This window comes from Halorubrum sp. GN11_10-6_MGM (assembly GCF_005435165.1).
In the GTDB taxonomy this organism is placed as follows: Archaea; Halobacteriota; Halobacteria; order Halobacteriales; family Haloferacaceae; genus Halorubrum.
This window is the reverse complement of sequence record NZ_SGUC01000028.1, coordinates 1-22,944: the sequence shown is the minus strand read 5'-3', so window position 1 is coordinate 22,944 and position 22,944 is coordinate 1. Positions and strand designations below refer to the sequence as shown.

General features: G+C 48.6%; 24 protein-coding genes. 7 read left to right on the top strand and 17 right to left on the bottom strand.

The annotated features are described in order from the left end of the window. Positions 1–681: 681 nt before the first annotated feature. The 4 genes from EXE46_RS12560 to EXE46_RS12545 form a co-directional block, all read right to left on the bottom strand. A complete protein-coding gene (locus tag EXE46_RS12560; RefSeq protein ID WP_199234164.1) occupies positions 682–1,356 on the bottom strand; it encodes a site-specific integrase in 675 nt (224 codons plus the stop codon). 5 nt (positions 1,357–1,361) lie between these two features. After that, complete coding sequence (locus tag EXE46_RS12555; RefSeq protein WP_137688733.1) at positions 1,362–1,649, bottom strand: hypothetical protein; 288 nt, start codon at positions 1,647–1,649, stop codon at positions 1,362–1,364. Between the two features lie 98 nt (positions 1,650–1,747). Continuing rightward, positions 1,748–2,005 (bottom strand): hypothetical protein, encoded by a 258-nt coding sequence (locus EXE46_RS12550; RefSeq protein WP_137688732.1) that lies wholly within the window; start codon positions 2,003–2,005, stop codon positions 1,748–1,750. A gap of 74 nt (positions 2,006–2,079) precedes the next feature. Further along, positions 2,080–2,721 (bottom strand): hypothetical protein, encoded by a 642-nt coding sequence (locus tag EXE46_RS12545; RefSeq protein ID WP_137688731.1) that lies wholly within the window; start codon positions 2,719–2,721, stop codon positions 2,080–2,082. A gap of 221 nt (positions 2,722–2,942) precedes the next feature. On the opposite strand from EXE46_RS12545, the gene EXE46_RS12540 reads away from it, so the two are divergent. Then, positions 2,943–3,191 carry a hypothetical protein gene (locus EXE46_RS12540; RefSeq protein ID WP_137688730.1) on the top strand — a complete coding sequence of 83 codons (249 nt, stop codon included), beginning with the start codon at positions 2,943–2,945 and terminating at the stop codon, positions 3,189–3,191. Positions 3,192–3,292: 101 nt separating this feature from the next. Here the strand turns inward: EXE46_RS12540 and EXE46_RS12535 are convergent, their stop codons facing one another. From EXE46_RS12535 to EXE46_RS12510, 6 genes are all read right to left on the bottom strand, one after another. Beyond that, positions 3,293–3,610, bottom strand: coding sequence for a hypothetical protein (locus tag EXE46_RS12535; protein ID WP_137688729.1), 318 nt, complete (start codon positions 3,608–3,610; stop codon positions 3,293–3,295). A gap of 85 nt (positions 3,611–3,695) precedes the next feature. Then, positions 3,696–4,517: an IS5 family transposase gene (locus tag EXE46_RS12530; protein ID WP_137688728.1), complete on the bottom strand. Its 822-nt coding sequence runs from the start codon at positions 4,515–4,517 to the stop codon at positions 3,696–3,698. Between the two features lie 277 nt (positions 4,518–4,794). Further along, complete coding sequence (locus EXE46_RS12525; RefSeq protein WP_241981557.1) at positions 4,795–6,816, bottom strand: tRNA-guanine transglycosylase; 2,022 nt, start codon at positions 6,814–6,816, stop codon at positions 4,795–4,797. Positions 6,817–6,873: 57 nt separating this feature from the next. Then, the gene (locus EXE46_RS12520; RefSeq protein ID WP_137688727.1) at positions 6,874–8,424 is read right to left on the bottom strand and encodes an ATP-binding protein; all 1,551 of its coding nucleotides are present in this window, start codon (positions 8,422–8,424) and stop codon (positions 6,874–6,876) included. Between the two features lie 2 nt (positions 8,425–8,426). Then, positions 8,427–9,668 carry a tRNA-guanine transglycosylase gene (locus EXE46_RS12515; RefSeq protein WP_158413950.1) on the bottom strand — a complete coding sequence of 414 codons (1,242 nt, stop codon included), beginning with the start codon at positions 9,666–9,668 and terminating at the stop codon, positions 8,427–8,429. A gap of 4 nt (positions 9,669–9,672) precedes the next feature. Then, a complete protein-coding gene (locus EXE46_RS12510) occupies positions 9,673–10,107 on the bottom strand; it encodes a DUF6884 domain-containing protein (RefSeq protein ID WP_137688726.1) in 435 nt (144 codons plus the stop codon). Positions 10,108–10,271: 164 nt separating this feature from the next. Here EXE46_RS12510 and EXE46_RS12505 point away from each other — a divergent pair, with 164 nt between their 5' ends. The 3 genes from EXE46_RS12505 to EXE46_RS12495 all read left to right on the top strand — a co-directional run bounded on the left by EXE46_RS12505 (position 10,272) and on the right by EXE46_RS12495 (position 12,718). Further along, complete coding sequence (locus EXE46_RS12505; protein ID WP_137688725.1) at positions 10,272–11,693, top strand: DEAD/DEAH box helicase family protein; 1,422 nt, start codon at positions 10,272–10,274, stop codon at positions 11,691–11,693. Between the two features lie 49 nt (positions 11,694–11,742). Then, positions 11,743–12,219 (top strand): hypothetical protein, encoded by a 477-nt coding sequence (locus EXE46_RS12500; protein ID WP_137688724.1) that lies wholly within the window; start codon positions 11,743–11,745, stop codon positions 12,217–12,219. Positions 12,220–12,355: 136 nt separating this feature from the next. Further along, a complete protein-coding gene (locus tag EXE46_RS12495) occupies positions 12,356–12,718 on the top strand; it encodes a hypothetical protein (RefSeq protein WP_137688723.1) in 363 nt (120 codons plus the stop codon). An 83-nt stretch (positions 12,719–12,801) separates the two neighbouring features. Here EXE46_RS12495 and EXE46_RS12490 read toward each other — a convergent pair whose 3' ends face one another. Further along, complete coding sequence (locus tag EXE46_RS12490) at positions 12,802–12,987, bottom strand: ribbon-helix-helix domain-containing protein (protein ID WP_137688722.1); 186 nt, start codon at positions 12,985–12,987, stop codon at positions 12,802–12,804. A 276-nt stretch (positions 12,988–13,263) separates the two neighbouring features. Here EXE46_RS12490 and EXE46_RS12485 point away from each other — a divergent pair, with 276 nt between their 5' ends. After that, complete coding sequence (locus EXE46_RS12485; protein WP_137688721.1) at positions 13,264–13,593, top strand: hypothetical protein; 330 nt, start codon at positions 13,264–13,266, stop codon at positions 13,591–13,593. Between the two features lie 44 nt (positions 13,594–13,637). On the opposite strand, the gene queC is transcribed toward EXE46_RS12485, so the two are convergent. The 3 genes from queC to EXE46_RS12470 form a co-directional block, all read right to left on the bottom strand. After that, the gene (queC, locus tag EXE46_RS12480) at positions 13,638–14,327 is read right to left on the bottom strand and encodes a 7-cyano-7-deazaguanine synthase QueC (protein ID WP_137688720.1); all 690 of its coding nucleotides are present in this window, start codon (positions 14,325–14,327) and stop codon (positions 13,638–13,640) included. Between the two features lie 67 nt (positions 14,328–14,394). Then, positions 14,395–15,171: a 7-carboxy-7-deazaguanine synthase QueE gene (locus EXE46_RS12475; RefSeq protein WP_137688719.1), complete on the bottom strand. Its 777-nt coding sequence runs from the start codon at positions 15,169–15,171 to the stop codon at positions 14,395–14,397. Continuing rightward, positions 15,171–15,632 carry a 6-pyruvoyl tetrahydropterin synthase family protein gene (locus EXE46_RS12470; RefSeq protein ID WP_137688718.1) on the bottom strand — a complete coding sequence of 154 codons (462 nt, stop codon included), beginning with the start codon at positions 15,630–15,632 and terminating at the stop codon, positions 15,171–15,173. The genes EXE46_RS12475 and EXE46_RS12470 overlap by 1 nt, the downstream gene beginning before the upstream one ends. Before the next feature lie 183 nt (positions 15,633–15,815). On the opposite strand from EXE46_RS12470, the gene EXE46_RS12465 reads away from it, so the two are divergent. Together EXE46_RS12465 and EXE46_RS12460 are read left to right on the top strand one after the other, a co-directional pair. After that, positions 15,816–16,475, top strand: a complete 660-nt coding sequence (locus EXE46_RS12465; RefSeq protein WP_137688717.1) for a queuosine precursor transporter — start codon at positions 15,816–15,818, stop codon at positions 16,473–16,475. Positions 16,476–16,890: 415 nt separating this feature from the next. Further along, positions 16,891–17,337 (top strand): hypothetical protein, encoded by a 447-nt coding sequence (locus tag EXE46_RS12460; protein ID WP_137688716.1) that lies wholly within the window; start codon positions 16,891–16,893, stop codon positions 17,335–17,337. Between the two features lie 387 nt (positions 17,338–17,724). Here the strand turns inward: EXE46_RS12460 and EXE46_RS12455 are convergent, their stop codons facing one another. From EXE46_RS12455 to EXE46_RS12445, 3 genes are all read right to left on the bottom strand, one after another. Continuing rightward, positions 17,725–20,211, bottom strand: a complete 2,487-nt coding sequence (locus EXE46_RS12455; protein WP_137688715.1) for a DUF262 domain-containing protein — start codon at positions 20,209–20,211, stop codon at positions 17,725–17,727. Positions 20,212–20,285: 74 nt separating this feature from the next. Beyond that, a complete protein-coding gene (locus EXE46_RS12450) occupies positions 20,286–20,768 on the bottom strand; it encodes a hypothetical protein (protein ID WP_137688714.1) in 483 nt (160 codons plus the stop codon). Position 20,769: 1 nt separating this feature from the next. Beyond that, positions 20,770–22,800 carry an AAA family ATPase gene (locus tag EXE46_RS12445; protein WP_137688713.1) on the bottom strand — a complete coding sequence of 677 codons (2,031 nt, stop codon included), beginning with the start codon at positions 22,798–22,800 and terminating at the stop codon, positions 20,770–20,772. Positions 22,801–22,944 lie beyond the last annotated feature (144 nt).

The window sequence follows — 22,944 nt, the reverse complement described above, 5'->3', positions numbered from 1 at the left end:
GAATCTTTCACCCCCAGCAATTATGTAGTAATCGTTAAATGAAGTCAGTATGGCTGAATCGTCAATCAGTGCTCTTGAAGAATTCGTAGTAGGTTTCTATCTTTTCCTGCTTTGCGGAACCATTGTAGGTTTCGGGTTTCAGGGGACAGTTGGTTCAGTTCTCATCCTCATTGGTCTTCTTTGGTTTACCGTGCTTGCGGCAGGCTGGGCCTCTCTCGTTGTGCTTACGACAAATGCGTACAGGTACTCCCGTGACGAATCTCCCAGTTGGAAAGCAGTGACGTTCGCCTTGTTGACATCCGTCTCTCTCGGTTTGGCCGTCTATTTATTCCTCGTCACTACACTCTACCGACTCTGGTTATCCGTTGGAGGGCTCGGATTCTTTTGCTCTCTTGGGCTCGTTATAGCAGTATTCGATGGACGCGCCCGACAAGTGTGGTCACAACGCGTCCGTTGATCAACATCGGTCGATACGCAGTTCTCATCGACCGGCTGTTTCGCACGATCTTATGTCTGAACAATAGGATTTCAACAGAGCCACCCAACAGACCCTCAGCGGAGTCCGTTGGTGTCGGCGCATCCTCGGCCCCGGAGACTGTTTCGAGCGTTTCACACACGATCGTCATTGCTCTTGGTCATTAGCTACCCGTCCAAACTACAAGTGAAAGTTTTGAGAGGTCGTCAATCGGAGCGATACTGAGCGCCTGATGCCGGGGGTGCTGCGGTCGTCACGTGTTGCTCCTCTCGCCGCTCACTCTCGCCGCCCAACCATTCGACTTTCGACCGTTCGCGGGCGAGCGCTGCGGGAGAGAACTCGCCTAAGTAGTGTTCTCTGAATGTCTCCCAATCGTCCCATCCACCGTGCCACATGACGACAGAGGGGAGCACACCGGTCTCAAGCATTCTTGTCCCCCACGTGCGCCTGAGGTCGTGATAGGTGACGTACGTCCATGCCTCGTCGCCACTGTCGGCATAGAGCGTTTCGCAGGCTCGCTTGACCCACCGATTGATCGTCTTCCCGGAGACATCGAGGACCGCGTCATCGACCGCCTGGTCTTTGAACTCGGGGATCATTCGAATCTGGTCTGCGAGGTCTTGGGGGATGGGTGTTTCTCGATACTTGTCCCGCTTCGCCTGGTCCTCCCATACTCGTAACACACACTCACCGTGCGACTCGACGACGTCTATTGGACGTGATTTGCTCGCCTCGTCGCGCCTGAGCCCGCAGTGCCCGCCCAACCGTCCGGCGATTCGGTGCGACGTCCCCCCCTTGTCGTACATCGTTTCGATGAGTCTTTCAAGCTCGTCGCCACTGAGCCACACTCTGTACCCGTCGCGTTCGTCGTACGGTTTCATTCTCATTATTTCAGTCCGGCTTCCTCACGGAGCTCGTCGATTGCTTGTACGATCGTGTCGTCATCAGCGTCGCGTTCCTCCACTTCGAGGAGCGCGGCGTCGGCGATTGCCGCGGCAGTCTCTTCTTGGGTTGGTTCGTCGGCGTCATCGTCGAACATCTCGGGGAGTTCGTCCGTCATCACCATACTATGTGATATGTGATCAACGATCATAAAACGGGAGGGAGGTGTGTCCGCGTTCCTCACAGCGCGGTCAATAGATTCAACATTTACCCGAATTTTCTCCTCGGTCACGGTCGAATCACGCCGAAATTGTCCGTTAATAGGGGGTTATCGGACAGGTCGATCTCGCTCTTTTCAGAGCCTATAGTACGTAATGGAGTGAATATTCATCACTCTATCTCCGTGTCGTCAAGCATGTTGATGAGGATACGAGCGCCAGCGATGGCGTCTTTCGCCGACCGTAGCGCGTTATCGACCCTCGATTTACTGACGCCGAGCGCGTCAGCTGTCTCGCCGCGAGGGATGTTGTAGATAGAACGGAACGCGTATGCATCAGCCTCTCGTGGGGTGAGCACATTGGTGCTCTTCAACCGTTCTGCAGTGTTCTGAGCGGCTTCTATACGCCCGACATCCGTGTTGTGTTGCATTGTGTTACGCCCTTGATAGGCAGGATGCTGCCAGGAACTGAACCCGGTAATGCTCATCGGAGCGGCTTATTCAACTATCCCAAGAACGGATCCGCGGCATCGAGACGGACGTACACGGACACGAAGACCCAGGAGTCGTCTAGGTCATCGGGCAGGTCGTACAATGCGCCGCGGAGTGTACTCTTCGCATTCCGCACCTCTTGGGCCATGTCTTCACTTGTTTTGACCTCGCGGATTTCGTTTTCTGTCACTCTGTATCCGTGTTCGACTAACTCCACGATTTCTTCCGTGTCGGTGTCGTCGTTGGCTGCGAATTCCGCGGCGTCTCGGAGTGATTCCCGGTACTGCCCGAGCCCGATGATGTCTCTCACTTCAGGATGAGTGTTCTTGTGTGTAAATTCGTCTTGCAGTGCGGTTTCGAAGCCGTCAACGACGTCCTCTGAGAGGAGGAGGTCAACGCTCATACCCGCCGAGTACCCCTCACACTCAATGTATGCCCCTTCGTCTGCAGTGATCTTCGCTCTGTGCTCTTGTGCCACGTCCGCGATTTTTTCTGCGATCGTGAGCGGAGTTGTGTGGTACCCTCCGTCACCCCATGAGCGGAATACCCCGTGTGCGTGACGACGGCTTTCTTTCTTCAGGTCTTTTGCGCTCGTGACATGCGTGGTTGTCTTGTCTATCTGTGGGTCGCGGTCTATCGTTTCTGTATTTATCATTTCATACTATACTATGAAAGATCTACGTAAAATACTTTGTCTGATACCAATTCGAACACCAAACTCTACAGAACAACTCAACAGCCTCCTAACACCCAGATACCACCGTCATACACACACGCACCGAATGCCTACAACACCACCATCCTACTATGAGGACACACTCAGGCAAGACAATACTGAGCGGTAACTTTGTAACACGGCCCAATTCATGTGAGGTAATGAGTAGAACTGGGGACGACTTGATAGAGCTAGTTATCGGACTTGTCGTCGGAAATGTCGCGTACCTGTTGTCCACGCTTATTTTATCGATGATTATCGGTGTTGCCCCGATGGACATCTTTTCTGGGCCGTTCTCTGGTACAGCAAACGACCTTGTGATAGGATGGGTCACCATCGGTGGTTTGCTGGGCATTGTTGACCTACTAGCTGTCTTTGGATTCATTTCGTCGTTAACCAGTGGCTGGTAGACTGCTCAGTATTACACATATCTGGCTCTGTTGAAACCCTATTCTTCAGACATATACACAGATGAAACAGCCGGTTGGCGAGAGCTGCGTGTGTTTCGTCGCTATCCGATGACGAAGAACCCGCTCCACATGAGGACAGAAGCGAGGATCGCGGCGATGAACACTACCGCCGTAATCACCCGCGAACCCCGACGGTTGTATTGACGAGCGGCCACGATTGCCGGAATAGCAGTCACCACTACAGCAGGCACCACCGTATAAATCACTGCACTGGGAATGAATTGGTCGAGTCCGATGGTATCGAAGACGATCAGTGAGACGAATTGTACGGGCAGTATCGCGGCGACCGACACGATACACAGGAGGGAAAAACCGACATCACGCAATCCCACATTGAGGGTCTTGGAGGACGTTGCCATATGAATACTCCATAGTGCTCCGATAAATACTTACTCCCGAGAAAATCGGTCGGCTTTAGGTAGGTTAACGACCTGTATTGACCGCTCAGAGTGATCGATCTACATTATGAATGAGACAGGCGATGGTGAGTTCACGGAACTGCTTCCACCACCGCCGTGACCGGACAAACGCACCATACTTTCGTTTGAGTGTTGAGTTCACAGTCTCGGATTGACTCCGTTGTCCGTAGAGATCAGCGTCTAAGCGTGCGTTCCATGCCTTGTGCAGTGATGTGAACTCACGATGCTTAATCAGTGGCCGAACCTCGTGTTGCCGGGCGAGCCGTCTGATTTTCTGATCGTCGTAGCCTTTGTCTCCGAGGAGAATATCGATACACTCGGGGTTGCGCTTGATCAACGACGGAGCGATCTGGCTATCGTGTTTTCGAGTCGTCGTCACGTGTAGATCGAGAATTGCGTTTACCTTCGCATCGACCAGCAACGTCACCTTGAGCTGCTGAATCGTGAGTTCAGCACGTTTCGTGTAGTGTTTCGAAGCGTGACTACGGTCGAACCCTGACGCATCAACACCAACAACTCCGCTTGTCGGAAGTAACGTCGCTGAGAGAGTCAAAATGATACGCCACACAGCCATATCAAGCCGGTTGAACGCCTTACAGAGCGTTGAAGCAGTAGGAAGCTCGGTTAGCCCGAGAACACGACGTATGCGTGGCATCTCAATTAGTTCATCAAGCAGACCACGATAGGTCGTGTTCTTCCGAACTTTGAGACACAGCAGAACAACATGCTGCGGAAGTGTATAGCGGTGTTTAGAGAATTTCGAGGAGTACCGAGAAACCGCTCGGCGGGCCAGATGGATCGCTTTCTCAGTAAAACGGAGAATCTGCGACTTCGGGAGGGCCTTCATCCCGTAGAATTACAGGACGAACATGTAACTCTCTGAGGATTTCAACAGAGCCACATATCTTGGAACGTTGATTCTGACGGAACTGCGCTATGTATACTGTACAAGTGTCAAAAACACAATTATATGAGGAATTTAGTAGAGCTGGTAAGAACTATCTCAGTATTCAGTACAATTCTCGAAGCCAAGTACCAGCTGTGAAGCTCAACAAGGTCAGAAACCACACAGCAAATTCTCGTCTAAGAGCAGACGAATGATCTGAATTGTTTGTAATATTAATCTAATTCTGAGTTTGTGGTGCTAATTCTTCCTCAAGATAGTCTGCCAATTCTTGAAGATTCGTTGCACGGAAGTGTTCTGTCAACGCTCGCATTTCGGGGTCACGAGGCAGAACTACACCCTGTTTATACTCTTCTAGAGATCGCTTGATGACTTCACGATATGTCTTACTCGTGGCGTAGCCAACAATTACGTCAAAGTCGTCTCCAAAACGATTTAGATAGCCAACGAGCCGATTTTGGATGAGATTCTGACGGTCTGTTTCGACATCGGTTAGAACGTATTCGTATGATTTGATCGGTGGAATATTCTCAAATTCTTCAGGTACTGGTCCATACATCCCAGATACAGTTACTTTGTGTACATCGTCGTTCCACTCCGCGATTGCATCAGCAACTACTCGATGAGTACGAGAATTCGAGTATGGCTTGGTCTGGCTACAGGGTACGATCAAAAGTACCCGTTCGTCACCCGGAGAGTAGTCGTCACGCTCTAGCACATTGAAGTCCTCAGGCGTGTACTCAAGAGAGATCTCGTGGCTTTCAACCGGAAGGTCGACATTGAGCCGTTCCTGTTCTCCTTCAGCTCGTTCGGCGACAAGCCTGTCGTATCCACGCTCTCTAAGTTCCGTAGCAAGACCTCTGTCCCGGACGGTGGCCCGTTTGAGTGCTTGTCTAATTCCGCCTACGTCATTGCGCGCCATTTTAGCGACGTATTCAAGGAGTTCACCATCCCCCTGTTGGATAAGACCACGGACATAGTCCATCTCGTCTTGGTAAACGTGGAAGTTGTGATACCCCATGAGCGCGTAGAAGTCACTCTTCATATGATCTCCGCTTTGGTCATACGATTTGCTGTCGAAGAGAGTTGACTGCATCTGCTCATACCCAATCTCGCGGAGCGCTTCGCAAGCTGAACACTGGCAATCCCAGTCTTCGGGGATCTGATCCGCAGAGAACTTTGACCAATCTGCTGCCCAGCGCGCTTCAGATGTCCGTTCTATGTCGACACCAAAGTCACCGAGATCGTGACTATCCGAATCCGGGTGACGAACAGTCGTACCGTCGTCAACGCCGATTTCGCGGTTAATGAATTTCTTGAATTGGGCAGCACGAATGTAACTTGACGAATCGAACGAGTCTGCACCTAGGAGAGCAAGAAGTGCAGTGAACTTACCGCTGATGCCGAATAGGTGTAATCCGAGGTCGTCTACTCGATCTTCAGGAATTGCGTCCTTTGCACCTTGTACAATATCAACGAGTGTTTCTACGTTAGTGCGGAGTGGAACCAGCGATCCTACTGCGAACCCCTCGAATGCGTCATCAAGGTCTCCTGCCCGGTCGAGAAACGTACCAACATACCAGTTGATCGTCTCGTAGTCGTGGCCATGTATGGCCACGTAGACTGCCGGTGAGTCTTCTTTTTCCTCAAGAAGCTCAAGACAGCGGATGGCACTATCAATACTGTCTTCCATTCGCTGGGTCGTCTCCTCTTCGTTGAGATTCGGTGGGATGGGGTAATCTAGTGTAGCGAGTATGTCCGCACCGTAGTCAAGTTGCAGTTCAAGGATGCTCTCCGGATTGGTGTATATCGACCAGTCATTATCTGAACCACCCTCCTCAGGGCGATCTCCGAATGTATCCGAATTCAGCAGTTTGAATCCGCCAGAGTCAACGAACAACGGCTTGGTAAAGTCCTCCGGCTGGTCGTGATATGGCTTAACTGGCTCATGGCCACTGAAATGCTCATGAAGAGACTTTGATCGCCAGTTTTTGAGAGAATCAGGAGAGATGTTAAAATCGAGGAAGCTCATCGCTTGAAACATCGCTCCCTGAAAATCCGGTTCGCCGAATAGATGATTGCGAAGTCGGCTCCATATCCCCCCTGATTTCTCATCCGGTCCGCCTATGAAATTGACAACGGGGAAGAATGCTGGCGTTTCTACATCACCGTGAGGAGTGTGGAGAGTGCCGGTTCGGGCATTCCCGGTCTCGTCAGAAGATGTAGTCTCGAACGATGCCATTTTCTGCTCATTGATTGAAGACGGAATGTGATAAAGTCGGCTACCTGTAGCCGTCTACTAAAATCGCTGTTCGACAGAAACGATATGGATATTATGTTTTCTACCGTTCTGATACTCGATTCGACCTGCATTGAGGTCAAATGCGATGTCTCCCCCGTGGTACCCATGTCGCTCAAGTTCACTCAACTCATCAGGGTCGCCATACGACCAGCAGATGATTTTATCAACAGCCTCTAAGGGTTTGTCTGCTCCAAAATGATCTGTGAGTTTGTGATGGATCGAACTCGCGTAGAGTGAGCCATCCTGTCTGACCAATGCGTTGACCTCCACATCGGGGTCATAGTCTTCAACGACAATTTCAGGGAGAACTCCGTTCCGGTTAGATCTTTCAAGACCAAGAACTACCTCCGCATCATTGGAGGGAACAAACCGTTCACGATCGTGAATCTGCTTCTCACGGTCTTCAACAGAAGACTGTTGAGATTTTGCCCGACGTGAGAGTTTGGCCTTTCGTCGCTGGTTGAGGTAATCTTTGAACCAAGGATCAGATGCTATTTTCGAAAGATAGTGGCTCAATTCTTCTTTAATTGCTTGATAGATAGCGCTTGATTTGTTCCGGATTTTCTCACGGTTTGCAGAGAGCTCAATATCTTGGCAGTTTGCCACGAAAAAGAAATGGAGGAATTCATTGTCATGTGAGATAACTTCGTTGACACGTTCTACTTTGATATAATCCTTAGCAAGCCAAATTCCGAATTGCGCTGAATGTTTCCCGTATGTTGGGAGTTCGTTGCGAGCATCTTTCCCACCAATCATCCCTACTATTTCGATGGTTGCCGTATCTCCGTCATCAGTCTCCACCGTCAGCTCACGAGGTGGATAGTGCTTACACATCCTTGATTCCGGGAAATTCCCTTCTCCGGGCTCAATCTGTTCATCGGGAAATTCAAGTTTATTATTTAATTTGAGCGTTCCCTGAGTGTCGTCGATCTCGTCGCCCAATGTGATATATACATCCATCTCGTGATAGTCATCTGTGAAATAGTGAGCAGTGGACCCTGCAAGTGTCTTCCATTTCAGATAGTGTTCAATTTTGTTATATGTGAGTGAGGAAGGAGAGAATCCACGTCCGGATTTGAATCCGGTAATGCGGATGTGAGTCCCGCTATTACCCTCCTTTACCGAGCGTTCCCTAACTTCGTATTCAGGCATTACTCGGTTGTTGAGTTTTTCCCAGGGCTGTTCCATTTGCGCACGGAGATTCGTTCCTTCTTTGGAAGTGTTAACGAGTACCTCTTCGCTTTTATAGAAAATCTTTGTCCCATGTCCTTTGTAGCCGATGGCATCAGAGGACGGGTCTCGTTTCGTCGAATTGCCCAAATCGAAGAAGGATTCTAGGTCAGCATAGTCCATCCCCTCACCATTATCTTCGATCACGATCTCGGACCCGATCGGCCTGTCTCTAATCGTAATCTCGACCTCAGTCGCCCCTGCATCGTAGCTATTAGACAATGATTCGCGGATTACTTCGAGCGGATCTTCGAAGTCACTCGCAATTTCTAGGAACTCGTTTACTTCATTTACTTGTGGTGTTTTTGTTGTTGACATTGTTAGAAGTATCCTCCAAGAGAATCATTCACAACTCGGTGTGCATGCTGCTGCATTGATTTGTGACGGCTGAGCGATTGTTCGAAATATTCAATCAAACCGTCGGTTCCCGACTTGTTGATTGCTTCCCTAACACGACGGATCTCCTCTTTCTGTATTATGAGGTTATGCATCGATACTGCTCCAAGCTTGTCTTTCTGGTACTCGGCATCACCCTTCATCCAATTCACAAGTTTGTCGTCAGAGCAGACTGGGCAATCACAGTTTGAGAAATCTACGTCATCAAGCGGCTCTGTATTGTACAACGACGTATGATACTTCCCGTTAATTGCAGCATGAAGATAAGAAGATGAGTCGAATGTATCCGCACCAACTGCTGCAAGTAATGGAATTGCGCTTGAAGAAATACCAAGGATGTGTAATGGCAGATCATCAAAGCCCCAGTCGTTGAGGACCTCTCTGCAGTCGCTCACCGCAGTGATCAACTTACCCTTGTTATCCTTAAGCGGAACCAAGCTTCCGAGAGCTACCCCGTCAAATTCACGGTGTACACGGTCTTTTCCAATTACTTTCTCGATCTCGGTGAGGAACGTATTCAGCATAGAGTAATTGTACCCATGAAGAGTCAGGTATCGTGTCTGTTTCTGTCTGTTAGTTAATTCAAGGAATTGATCGACATTCTGTGCAGTCATGCGTGCCTTTTGAACCCGTGTCTCGTAATCATCATCAGGCTCGATTGGACGGTCGAGATTCAAAACTAGGTCAGCACCAAGCTTACGTTGAATATCTATAATTGCCCTCTGATCGACATCGACTTCAAAATCACTACCATCTAAAGTCTTGTCTCCGAGAAATTTGAAACCTCCTGAATCAACAAATAAAACACCGTCAAAATCAAAGAGGTCTCTCTCCTTAATTGGAGTATCAATGTACTCTTCATATCGCTCTTTAGTTATCCCGTAGTCAGTTAAAGAAGCGACAGACGTCATCACGCCATCAAAGTATTCGCTGTAGTCACCGCCGTTTATGACTTCATCCCCGTTCATGAACTCCTTCATTGTGCGATGTATGCCTCCCCCGTACAGGCTTGATGAGGTCCCTCCTGCGTAGAAATTCACTACAGGAAAGAGATTTGGCGTTTCTAATTCTGTGTCTCCAACTTGGAGTGTCCCAGTGCGTGCTGCTCCTGCTTGATTAGCAATCTCAAATCCATTATTACCATGTTGTTTTTGTTGGAATCCCATTCAGTCAGTCTCCCCGGATGAATCTCTTGAGTTTCTCACCCTTTTCGCCAATGCCGCTCCCAGAGATTTCACTCACTTGCCCCCGATAATCATGAATTTCCCCGATTGAACTGCGATACTCCCGGGCCATATTAAGGACGATTCGGTTGTATTCCTCTTGTTGTACCAGTTCTTGTAGATTCATTGTGACGGACTCTCGAAGGTCGGCAGCTCGTGATTGAGTCATCTGGCGGTCATAGGAGCGGATCTTCTCATCAGGTTTGAGAAGACCATGCTTCGCAGACAGAATTCGAATATCGATATCAGATCGAAACTCCCCTTCTCTTATAGCCTTCTTGATAATTTTATAAAAATATCCATCATACACATCAAGGGCCGGAGTAGGCGTGGAGACTGAATTTTTTGTGTCTGAACAGGATTGTACCAGAAGCGTTGTCATTGCAACCGTATCGATCCCGTGGAGGTAAAAGAGTACTCGTTACCAAATCTTCTCTTGACCAAAACAACTCGAACTCTTGCTAGCATGCTTTCGAAACCCTAATTTTGGCGAATTTAACATCACGGCTTAGATATATATCAGCGGGCCATTTTGAGATAGATAAGATGTCTCATGAGGGTCTCCATGTTCCTGATTGGATAGAAGCCCGTCCGTATCAACAAGAAGCAATACAAGAGTGGATGTCTGCCGGAGGAAAAGGAATACTAGAAATGGCAACAGGGACTGGTAAAACGGTCACAGCCCTCCTTGCGGCAACGCGTGTGGATCAGTCCGTGGATGAAAAATTCCTGCTCGTCGTCGCAGTACCATATCAACATCTGGTTAATCAGTGGAAATCTGACCTTGATGATTTCGGTGCCACCCCTGTTCTTGCCTTTGAATCACGACGCAACTGGCAACCTCGACTTGAACGTGAACTGCTAGAATTCAACAATGGAATGCGTGACACCTGCGTAGTGGTTACAACACACCGAACCTTGTCAGGAGAATCCGCGAGAAAAACCATTCAAAGAGCTAATGGAAATTCAATGCTGATTGCAGATGAAGTACACCACATGGGGGCCGCTCAGACACAGGAGGCACTTAGTGATCAGTTTGACCTCCGACTTGGTCTTTCGGCAACGCCAGAAAGATGGTATGACGAAGCAGGGACGAAAGAATTAGATGAGTATTTTGGAGGAACCGTTTTTGAATATGGACTTGAGAAAGCTATCGAAGTCGGTGCACTATGTGAGTACTACTACATACCTCATATAGTCGAATTGCAGGACGAAGAGATGGAAGAGTACATGCGTCTAACCACAAAGATTGGTCGACTTGCAGGGAAATCGAATGACAACGAAGGGAGTTTGAATCTTGAACAGAATCCCGCTCTACAGCAAGCTCTTTTCAAGAGAGCTCGATTAATTGGCACCGCTCGTGAGAAGCTATTCTTGCTTATTGACTTATTGAATTCTGAGATAGATACCAAACACACGCTTGTCTACTGTAGTGATGGCAAATTGGAGGCTGATGGCCAATTACAGCGTCACGTAGACCTGACAACAGAGAGAATTCGAAATGAGTGTAACTTGTCTGTTGAGCGCTTTACCGCACGAGAAAATCAACAAGAACGAAAAGAGCTGTTGACACGGTTTGATGACGGAGAAATTGACCTTCTAACTTCTATTAGATGTCTAGACGAAGGCGTTGATATTCCTGCTACACGGACGGCATACATCCTAGCGAGTACATCGAATCCACGACAATACGTCCAACGAAGAGGAAGGATACTTCGAAAATACGAAGGCAAAAAATATGCCGTAATTCATGATTTCATCACAATACCAGATACCCAAAGACACCCAGAAATGCTGTCCGATGATCAGTATGAAATTGAGCGGACACTCATCCGGAAGGAACTCGAACGAGTCTCAATGTTTGCGGAAACCGCTCGGAACCATCCTGACGCCGATGTTGATGGCGTTCCGACGTCAACTGGGTCACTTCAAGAAGTAAAGCGTAGATATGACCTGCTTGCCGGATAGATATAACCAAGCTAAACAATAATGAATGAGACGTATCGAACTATCTGCCATGGTACTCCAATCTCTCGCGTTTGAGCTTTCGGTAGTGTTCTTCGGTGCCGTTGCTGGTGTCTTGAGCGGACAGTTCCTCGTTTATTATAGGAATCGAAAAGAAAAGGTCGATCAGCTGAACAACCTCATCGGATGGCTAGAGCGAACGAACCAACAAATTATTTTTGAGCAGTGTATGATTGAGGATTCCTTCGTATGGCAAATCCACGAGGAACTTCTCGAATCGTATAGCGAGACGACAATGCTACTCAATCAACGAGAGAGGCGGCTACTAGAAAATATCTTGACAGACTTATCTCGTCTAAAACAGATTGAGCGGTTTGATTTAGAAGGTCATAGTACTCCCGATTTAGATGCTCAAGAGAAGCGCCGGGACCGGCACGCATCCCTGATGGAATCGGTGGATCTCCTCAACTACCCGCTGGGTGAACTCTCCTTTTCGAAGGCTTTTCAGCGATTTGTCGGAATTAAATAAAAACAGCCGTAGAGATAGCATCGATCTGACTCAGTGTAACATACGCATCCTCCATTCAGCCTGCTGTTCGTGTCTGTTTCAGATGGTTTCAACAAAGCCCAAATATTGATAATGATGGTGTACAGATTTTGTTTAGATGAACAATACGCAGTCTGATCAGAAGGGTGAAAGTGAGGGTCCTATTCTCTCAACCGAAGAACTACGACAGCGGGTTGAAGAGAATTACATCCCTATCGAACCAGAAGAGAAGCGATGGTTTCGATGTCAGCGTGAGATCGCTGGTACGACGTGTGATACAAAAGTATTCTTCCCGACAGGTGTCCGAGCACACGAGAATCACCACAGTATCGAAGCGGGAAATGGACCTCTTATCGCCAAGAATTACCCCTCTACCTCTGAGTCCGAAGATACGGAATCAGATGATACGAACCCTGATGTGGAAGATAAAGAAGTACTTGAAGAGATTGCTTCAGAATTTAATGGATTAGAATCAAAATAGTCTAACTACATATGTTTGAAACGTTTACTATTCTATTGTGCTGAATAGTCTCTTGTTGGCAGTAGCGATGTCAGTCTAGAATCTCAGTCGTCAGCTTCAGATGAGTCAATCCGCCCTTGTCGTTCATCGATTTCCTCTAGCAAATCGAGCGTTTTGCGGATTGAGGCGCGAATCGCGTCGCTTCGGTTGACGAATTTTCCTTCGTCGCCGACGTGGTCGTCAAGGTCGTCAAGTAACTCTTGGGGAATTTCAACGCTTACCTTCGGCATAGGCTTGATTGGTAGAGGAATATCATCAGAGTATCGGCTACTCTACGGAGCATACCTGTGGCTAGACCAGCAGATTGTACCAATCACTGTGGTAGATTGAATCGCGTATTATGTGGTTCACGAGAATTCCGGCCGCTCAGCGTACACAATCGGGTCACGTGACCCAGATTCCGGAACGCTTCAAAAATCACGTACGCTAATACAGTGAGATCACTACATCACAAGGGCGCGCAACCAGATTTATTTGTTGCTGTAGACGACATCAAGGTACGTCTCATGCCTGAAAGCGAAACTGAGCATCTTGATTATTATCCGTCAGGGTGGAGCGAAGAGATTCATGACGAGTACTACGTTGAGTGGATATGCGATGACGATCAAACAATCCTCGTTCGCCTTGACGGGACGATGGGCGATGGCGACTATACGGTAACTCCGATCACTGGTGTGAATATGGACGGAGAAGAGTTCGTGACCAAGCCGATCTCGGGACTGTCACGAACAGAGGCGTTCAACGTCGCAGCAACACTCATCTATGCTATGAATGGAATCACGGGACGACTCAACGGAGAGGATGAGTTTACGAGCGGCACCAGCAACAAATCCTAATCTCAAGAAGTACAGTGACAGCCTCTTTGATTATTGAAGCAGCATTACGAGAAATCAGGTCGCTCAGCGTACGCAATTGGGTCACGTGACCCAGCATTTCGGAATGCCTCAAGCCGGAACGCACACGCATCACACGTCCCACACGCCGGTTCCTCGTCCCGGTAACACGACCACGTGATGTCGTACGGGACACCAAGTTCTAATCCACGCTCAGCGATGTCTGTTTTCGACCACTCGACGAACGGCGCTTTCAGCTCGATTTCCGTCTCCGGTTTCGTTCCGACGTCGATCACCTGCTGAAAGGCGTCGAAAAAGGTGGGCCGACAGTCCGGATATCCGGAGAAGTCCTCCGAGTGCGCGCCGATGAACAGCGCCTCCGACTCAGTCGCCTCTGCGTACGATGTCGCCATCGACAGCAGATTCGCGTTACGGAAGGGGACGTACGACGTCGGGATCTCGTCGCTCTCCAAGTCTGCGTCAGCGACGTCCATCTCTTCGTCCGTCAGGCTCGATGCCCCAATCTGTGCGAGGTGCCCGGTTTCGATGTGGAGGAAGTCCGCCGCATCGACCTCGTCAGCAAGCGCCTGTGCGCACTCGTACTCTTTGTCTTCGGTGCGCTGCCCGTACGAGGTGTGGAGGAAGTACGGCTCGTATCCCTGTTCCATCGCCTCGTACACCGCTGTCGCACTATCCATCCCGCCAGACACCAGAATCACCGCGCTTTTGTTGCTCATGTATTCTCCGTTGTATCGAATCGATTGTTGCTCAGTTCGCTCTGTCCACACCGCATTGCGGCGACGTTCATGTCCCCGGCGCGTCGTTCCATAGGTCCACGTGGAGCCGAGGTGTGTACCGGTAGCCGTACTCCATCGCTAACTCTGCCACTTGGCTTCGCGTTCCGTCGAGTTGCTCACGCGTCATCCCTTCCGGCATCAACAACACGTCATCGTCCGCCACGGTCGTCGCCGTCGCCGCCCGCACACGATCGACGAGGTCCATAATCTCCGGGAGGTCTGTCTCGTCAGTCACGACGAACTTGAGTTGCGTGTCGTACGTATCGACCATCCGGGAGAGCGCATCCATATCGATCCGGTTCTGCTCGTGTTTCTCTTCCCACTCGCCCTCGCCTTTCGGGTCCCGGTCCGGCGTCGGCGTGCTGCTCGCCAGTTTCGGACTGATACTCGCCAGGTCGATTGGTGCGTCCCGGTAGATGGTCCCGTTCGTTTCTACCGTCGTGTGATACCCCTTTGCGTCGAGTCGTTCCAAGAGTTCGACGGACTCCCCGTGGATGAGCGGCTCGCCGCCCGTGAGTACGACGTGGTCCGCCTGGTCGTGTGACCGCACTTCCTCCACGATCGTGTCGACGTCGCGCCACGCCCCAGTCGGTTCCCACGACGTATGGTACGAATCACAGAACCAACACCGCAGGTTACACCCGGAGGTCCGTACGAAGACAGAGGGGACGCCTGCGAGCGTTCCCTCTCCCTGTAACGAGTAGAACACCTCGTTGATCGGGAGGCCCTCACCGGCCGCGTCAGCGTCCGTTGTGGGTTCTTCCACATCACTTGCGACCGGCATCAGTAACTTGCACAGAGCTCGCCGGTTTCGCTCACCGACACCGAGACGTCTGAGACAGTGTCCGGGAACGCATCGAGCATTCGTTGTTCGAGCAGCACGCTCATCACCTCCGCCGTCGGTGGGTGATCGAGGACGACAAGGGCGTCACCGTCGCCGGACGCTTCGAACGCATCGACGAGCGGGTCCCCCTCCTCGACGAGGAAACGGTGATCCCAGGCGTCGATGACGTCTGCGACGTCACCTTTGTCAACAACCCAGCCTTCCTCGGTGATTTCACCGGTCACCTCGACGGTGATTTCGTAGTTGTGGCCATGTGGCCGCGAGCACTTCCCGTCGTGATGGAGGATACGGTGGCCCGAGCTAATGCGGATGGGGTTGTCGGCTCCGATGTGGAGGGTTCGTTGGCCGGCCTCACGAAGGACCTCTGACTCGGATTCATCTCTCGATATACTTCGGGACATACTCGAAGAATATTCGGGGAATATATAAATATTGAGTTTCGTTACTTCATCGATGGAACAGCAGCCCGACTCACACTCATTCAACGTCTATTTGCGCACTCGTTGCGCATCGGTATCTCCACAGTTCGACCCGCAGCACCGAACCACAGGGAACTGTACGCCCATACAAGAGGGTGACAGCTGATGGAGACTGAAGATACTCGTGCGATCTTCACCGCCGTGTTCGCTGGGTCGATTGTTCTCGCAAACGTCCTCGCAGCGAAACTCACGTGGATTGAGCTCCCCGGGCTCGGCGGCGTCGCCGTCCCTGCTGGGTTCGTCGCATTCGGCGTGGCCTATCTCGCTTCAGACCTGCTCGTCGAGTATCACGGGAAAGAGTACGCCGCGACCGTGGTCAACGGAACGGTTGTCACGCTCGTCATCGCGTATGCGCTCGTCTTCCTCGCCATTTGGATGCCCTCTGCCCCGTTCTACGGTGGCCAAGAAGCGTTCGTGTCGACGCTTGGCGGCTCCGCATCGATCATCCTCGCTTCCGTCGTCGCGCTTGCAGTCGCCCAACATCTCGATGTCCGACTCTTCGCCAATCTGAAGAGTCGCACTGCTGGTCGCCATCGCTGGCTTCGGAACTGCGGTTCCACTGCAGTTAGTCAGGGCGTGGACACGATCGTGTTTATTACGCTCGGCTTCGCTATCTTCCCGGCACTCGGCCTCGGTGGGGAACCAACGTGGGGCTGGGCACTCGTCTCAATCGTCGCTGGGCAGTACATCGTGAAGCTACTTGTGGCGCTGATTGACACGGTTCCGTTCTATGTAGTAACAGAATTTGTGAAGCAACCTGTCTGACCCTGACATAGTTGATTAGAGAGACCTGTTTGTGAGATCGTGAAGACTGCGTTCAGGATTATGATTGAACATAATTGGCTTAGGAATTCCTCTTGATCCCCAGTTGTGGTTTGAAGAAGACGAAGCACCATTTTAAAAAGCCAGTCTACTCTATTCCAATCCTTCAGCGAGCTACAATTCTCTGCGAGTGTAAATTTAAAGGGCAGCTTTTCAGTTCTGAACTGCTAGATTCAATTGTAAAACACTGTAGTCAAGACATCTAGCGAATCACGGCTAAAGAGACATTAGACACACCATCCGCAAGCAGACGTTCTAACTACTGGCTTTATATAATACTGAAGCTCCTCGTGGTAGAGCAACTGAACTAATCACCTGTTCAGATGGATTTTAGTGTGATATCAACAAGATAGAATGTATGGATGACATATCATTAGAGGCCATCTTGGAGGGTGTTGCTACAATTGGTGATGTGCCACCTTTCACATTTAGAATTGCCAGACATCTATTGACCGGTAGTGATGACAGTAATCTTGTTATTGATGTCTATTATAACGGATCTCGAATCAATATAGCAGCAGGTCCGTCAAGAATTGGAGAGTCAACTTATAGAAACATAAAAAATGATATGTGGAACAGAGTAGATAAGATTATTGGCAGAAATTATCCCGGACTGAGTAAATCTGATAGGAATGAACTGATAGATGACCTGAGTTCACGTCTTGAACATCAGATCAAATCAAAGACAAGTAGCCCCGAAGAAGAATTGAGGGCTACCGCAGAAGTCATAAATTTCTTTTTAAATTCTGGGGAAGATTCAATATGTCACTTTTTGGAAGACGTATTTGATGAAGAATTATCGTGATATCATATTACTCCGGTTTAGTGGAGGCAACGAAATCATGACCGTTTGGACACCCCCCATCTACAGTAGCACCACTTCTATACCAAGGAACGTTTTTTTCCACACGAGCCAGTTTTCTATCAGGGGGAACCGTTATATTAGTAACTTCGCCACAATATGGGCATGCTACTTTTTCTACCGCCATTAGATATAATCTGTATTTACAAACACATAAATTTGCTTCTGTTATAAAAAGCGACAATTTGTTGCTAAGATTACATTCGATTGATTGGCAATAGACTACTGCTTCTTCAATCGTATATTATTGTATTCATCAAGTACAACATCCCTCAGTTGATTCTAGCCATTCAGAATTAAAGCGGCAGTAGGTCCTATCAAAGTCTAGTCTTAGACAGTTAGAACTGCTAAGCGCTTCTGAACATCTTCCTCTACTATATTTTCGAGATCATCTACGAACGGTTCGAACTCGTCTGGTCGGGTAGAGAATGTAAGTGATTGCAAAATCTCAGATACTAGCTGCGATTTCCGTTGTACGAGGCGTTCATACGTCCACCACTCATTGAAATCTTGGATGAGTGATGGGGAAGTCGATCTCGTCTCATCATCGGGCATATCAAGCGTTAGTAAGCGCTGAAGCTTCGATTCGTCAACCGCTCCATCAGTACCAAAGTATTGGTTGATGATATTCTCCATGTCCTTGTCATGCTTTTTGTGGTACTCCTTGAGCTTGACTGCAAAGAGACGATTCTGAATCGGTCGGTTAACCTCTTCATCAAGCAAAATCATGTTTCCAATATCACGTACGAAGCGTTCCTCAATTCCATTAACGACTCGCTCGATCTCATCATAACCGTCGTCACCAGGTGATAGCTCGTGCGCGTCACGTGACTGAAGATAATCGATCTGAGTACGAATCTTGTTATCGCCGTTATTATGGAAGAAGTGTTCTAACCACGCATACGGATGATCCTTTTTAGCCAAAATGTATGATACCGGGAGTACGTGTTCAATATGTACTTCACTAGAGTCTGAACTGAGGTGAGAGTTCGTGATCCCAACCTCGTTTCTCTGTCTGAAGTCTTCATCCGCGACCTTCAGGTACAATTGTTTTGTCTTGTTGTTGTTCCAACCATCTTTACTAACAAGACGATCGATAAAGGATTCGCCGAACATTTGGCGTGCAGAATTATCGATATTCTCAATGAGAATCTCGGATACCTCCTCGGAATCGAACTGATTCCCAGTCTGCTCAAGCTCCCGAAATTCTTGGCAGGAATTCGGATATGTGTCATCAACGACTGTGCCGACAAGGTCCGATATAGAAAACCGGAACGAGATATCCTCTACTGTTTTCAGGACATCGACCAAAAACTGATCTTTTTGTGGGGCTTCAGTCACCGCTTGGTATACGTACATCACGAACGGTCGCCACTGTTTAGTTCCAAGTTTGTTGAGCCGCTTGAGAATTTCCTCACACTCGCTTTTTTGTGGGTCTTTCAGCTCTAAATCGTCATCTGTCAAATCGGCGGAGACAATTTCACGATATCGCTGTGCATAATTCACCAATTCTTCTAAGAAGTCCCGAGCTTGCCCTGGGCTTGCCAGTCTCGATTGGATATCGTGATGACCGATTTGTTTGAGACGAAATGCTTCGAGCATTTCGTTTTTCGCTTCTGTGACCGTAGAGAATTCTTTCTCTGTCGCTGCAAGATAGTGGGCAAGGAAGTCTTCAACATCATCGGAATCTCCTCCAAACGTCTTGACAACACTTTCCCAGCGATCGATCTGTACATCACTATCAGATTCTCCTTGGAATCGCCCCACAACACGAGCCCGAATTTTGTCCATATTCGATAACTCAACACCGCGGTCGTTGAGCGATTGGAAGACTTCAATTCGGAGCTCTTGATTACTAGTCTCAAATATGCATTCTGAAACGCGAAGGGAACGGAGAATATAGTGAGTCAGATTTAGCAACGCTCGGACTTTTGTCTCCGGAGTCTCAAAGATGTCCTTCTCAATAAACTGTCTGATATTTTTCTTATAGAATTTGTCGGCATTGATGAGTCGCCTATGCGCATCTCCATAGTAGCGGTACGATTCAAGCATATCAGTGTCCTCAAAGTCTTCATCCTCTTCGTATGCTTCTTTTGGGATATCAAGTTCATCGAGAAGCGACTGCACAGTAATTGAGTTTGTCTTCCGTCCATCATATTGCGAGAGATTTTTCACTGGTTTGATCCGGTTCTCTTTCTCTTTAAACACAATATCAAAGAACGGCTGATCGTGGTCATTCAACGTGATGAAGGGGGTTATATCGGGGCCGTCAGCACGGTATAATAGGTCCTCTAGTTGCCGGTCACAGACATGTTGTGCATATTCGAGAAGTTGCCCATCTATGCTGTCGAATCGACCTTCTAGCTGTTGTTTTAGATTCTTTAAGATAATTGCTACAGTGGTCAGACGCTGCTGACCGTCAATAATCTCGAATACATCTCCGTCGGCGTCGCGGGCGACGTACACAGTACCGAAGTAAGTATCAACAGGAAGGTCGCTCGCTTTCGGCTTGAGATCCTGAATAGATAAAATGGTGTTCCAAAGTTCCTCATGTTGATCCTCTTCCCAAGTAAAATTCCGCTGGTATTCAGGTACGACAAACCTTTCTCCCTCTGCTACGCGCAGAAGAGAGCGATTTTCGAGGCGAATATTCTCCTCTAATGAACTAATAAACTGGGTGCTATCTGCAAACTGAAGCTCGTCATACCGGTCTCTGTATTGAGTGGTATCGTATGCGAGCATCCCGGTTCCATCCGGGTCACCCGGATAGAGAAAAATCTCTTTGCCACATAGTGGCGTATTGGATTCCTCTTCCATGGTCCACCTGATACTTAGCGGCGTCTTAATGTTGTGGATATGGCTAATTTAAAAATACCTGCTGTAATGCTAATTTACTCCCCTTCGATGTTCATCATCTCGTCATCAAAACTCTGAACAATTTTGGCTAGTTCTCCTTCAGTTCCGGTGTCCTCGCTCTGAGACATTTTTATATAATTGATTACCGCATCTGTAGGATCACCAGCGATATCCCCAAACTCGTCTTCAGCGATCTCTAGTCCACCAGCAGCATACTGAGCGAGAACTTTCATATGTGTCTGTTCATCAACGAGGGCCTCTGGGTCTCCGGTATCCTGAAACGCTAGACTAGCCATGATCGTACGATATAGGTCCTGCGAATAAACATTATGTAGCCCCGATTCACCAGCTGTACCCTCCGAACTACTACCCCGGTATCCCTCGCGGACGGGATTATCTTCCTTATATCCGATAACTGCAAGGAAGATGAGGAGGTCATAGTAATTCTCAAAGACTTCGTACTCATCAACGAGCGTGTCGTACAGCTCGGTTTTCTTGTAATTGATAATACGTCCCATTTTAGTTAGCTTCCATGGATGTACTCTCTGAGCGAACTTTCGTTTGGGGGTACTCGCCGGGGGATTCTCCCGGATCGTAATCAAGCCAAAATTGTTCACCAATTCTGTCGGACATTTCCTCTTCAACTGGTCCTTCCCACTGCGAATCGGTCGCAAAGACCACTACTTGGTTTGCAAGAGTGGGGATAACCTCTCCAACTTTTTGCCGATGACGCTTGTCAAGAGCGCCGAAAGGAGAATCCATCACAAGCGGATAAATTCCGCCAGTGAAGTACTCTGAGTCTTTCTCAGATTCATATCTCTGTCTGGCGATTTTGACTAAGCTGCCAATAAAAGCAAGACTAGCAATCTGCCGTTCCCCAGTTGATTTGTCTACTTCGACACGATCGTCACCGACCTCTTGCCAGATTTTGAGCTTGAATTCTTCGGTGATTTCAGCAGTGAAGTTTTTGCTTGCAATCTCACCAAATGTTTTTCTTATTTCGTCATTTGCCCACTCCCGGACCTGATTTTTGAACTCAGAGAACGAAGATGCTAGCTCTTCTTCTACAAGTTCAGTCGCTTTTTGTCGACGCTTGGCTAGGAGGGCCTCCTCATGTTCATCGCGTTGCTGCTCTATCTCCTCTTTGAGGCTCTCCAACTCATCTTCCTTGTGATCGATTCGCTCTTCAATACCGCCAATATCTGATATGAGGGTGTCTCGCTCTCCTTCTTTTTCTTCACGTTCAGATTCTAACTCGCCAATTGTCTGACCAGATTCAGTTGTCTGGTCAAGCTTCTGTAGTTCCGAACTTATCTCATCGATTAGCTCATCATAATCATCAAGCTCGTCATGAAGTTCTTTTCTCTCCTCGATAAGTTCATCAACGGTTTCAAAGAATTCGGATTCCTCCTCGGAGACTCGATTTAGATGTCCAACAATACGAAGTGCTCCTTGTTCAACGCCATCACCAATTGCCTCACCTTTCATCGCCTCCACCTTGCGATAATGTTCAGTTCCTGGCTTCAACTCACGACCGCAGAGACAGCTCCCAGATTCAAGCAAAGAATCAATGAATGAATTACTCAATTCAGAAGGGATGAGTCCACGTTCCCGCATCGAATCTAGCTCTTCTGCAGTCTCCCGAATAAGAGGCATTGAGAGGGGAATAAAGCCGTGATCACTGACTTCTTTCCGGATCTGTTCATTTATTTTCTCAATATTCTCTTCAATATCGGAGCGTTCTCCTCGATATTCGTTTCTTCGCTCCTGAAGAGCGGCGCTCTCATCTAACCGTTCAAGTTTTTGCTCAAGATCAAAGATTTCTTGTTCTACTTGATCCTTAGATCGCTTCGTATCTTGCAGTTTTCGTTGAAGATCATCAATAGCCTCTTCAATATCACGCTTTTGAGAAATGAGATCTGAAAGTTCATCACTTGCATACTTTTCCACCTCATCTTCAAATCGGTCCGCTACAGTATCCAAGTGACGGGTAGAGCGCTCAAGAATAGTGAGGCCCATTATATTTTGAATTGCTTCCTGAATGCGATCTTGATTGTCAATCCCTGCAAGTTCGTCTATATCCTCCCCGTCAAAGAAAAACAAGCCGCTCAATCGTTTCGGGATAATCTGGTCAAGCGTATTATCAGGATTCAGCCGCTCCTCCCACTGGCCACCCTCCCGGTACTCGACTGTCATATTGGCATCGACAAGCTCACCATCAAAATCGCCGTCAGCCCGTTTTTCATACTCAATCTCCCGTCTAGCGACGTATTCAGTACCATCGTGTAGAAATTCTAGCTCCACACAAACACAGATAGAGTCACCTGCAGTTGCTTCGGCCATTGCACCCTCACTCGCCAGTCTATCAGGACGCGTGTCGAAATCTACCTCATCATAGAGCAGCCAAGTAAACGCATTGAGTAGTGTTGACTTACCGGAACCATTGGCACCATGTACAATGGTGACATTTTTATCAGAGGACTGAGCAAATTCAATCGATTCATGCCGGAACTGACGAAAGTTTAACAACTCAATCTGTTGTAGCTGCATTAGTTGATTTCTTCTATAGAGCGTGTCATAGAAAGCGTCACGTACGAAGCGGCAGGGTGCGGAAAGTGTGTCCAACACCAGCGCAACCCTGCAAAATGTGGCTTCGGTAGACGACTTCTTGAATGCGGCGGCTACCGAAACAGT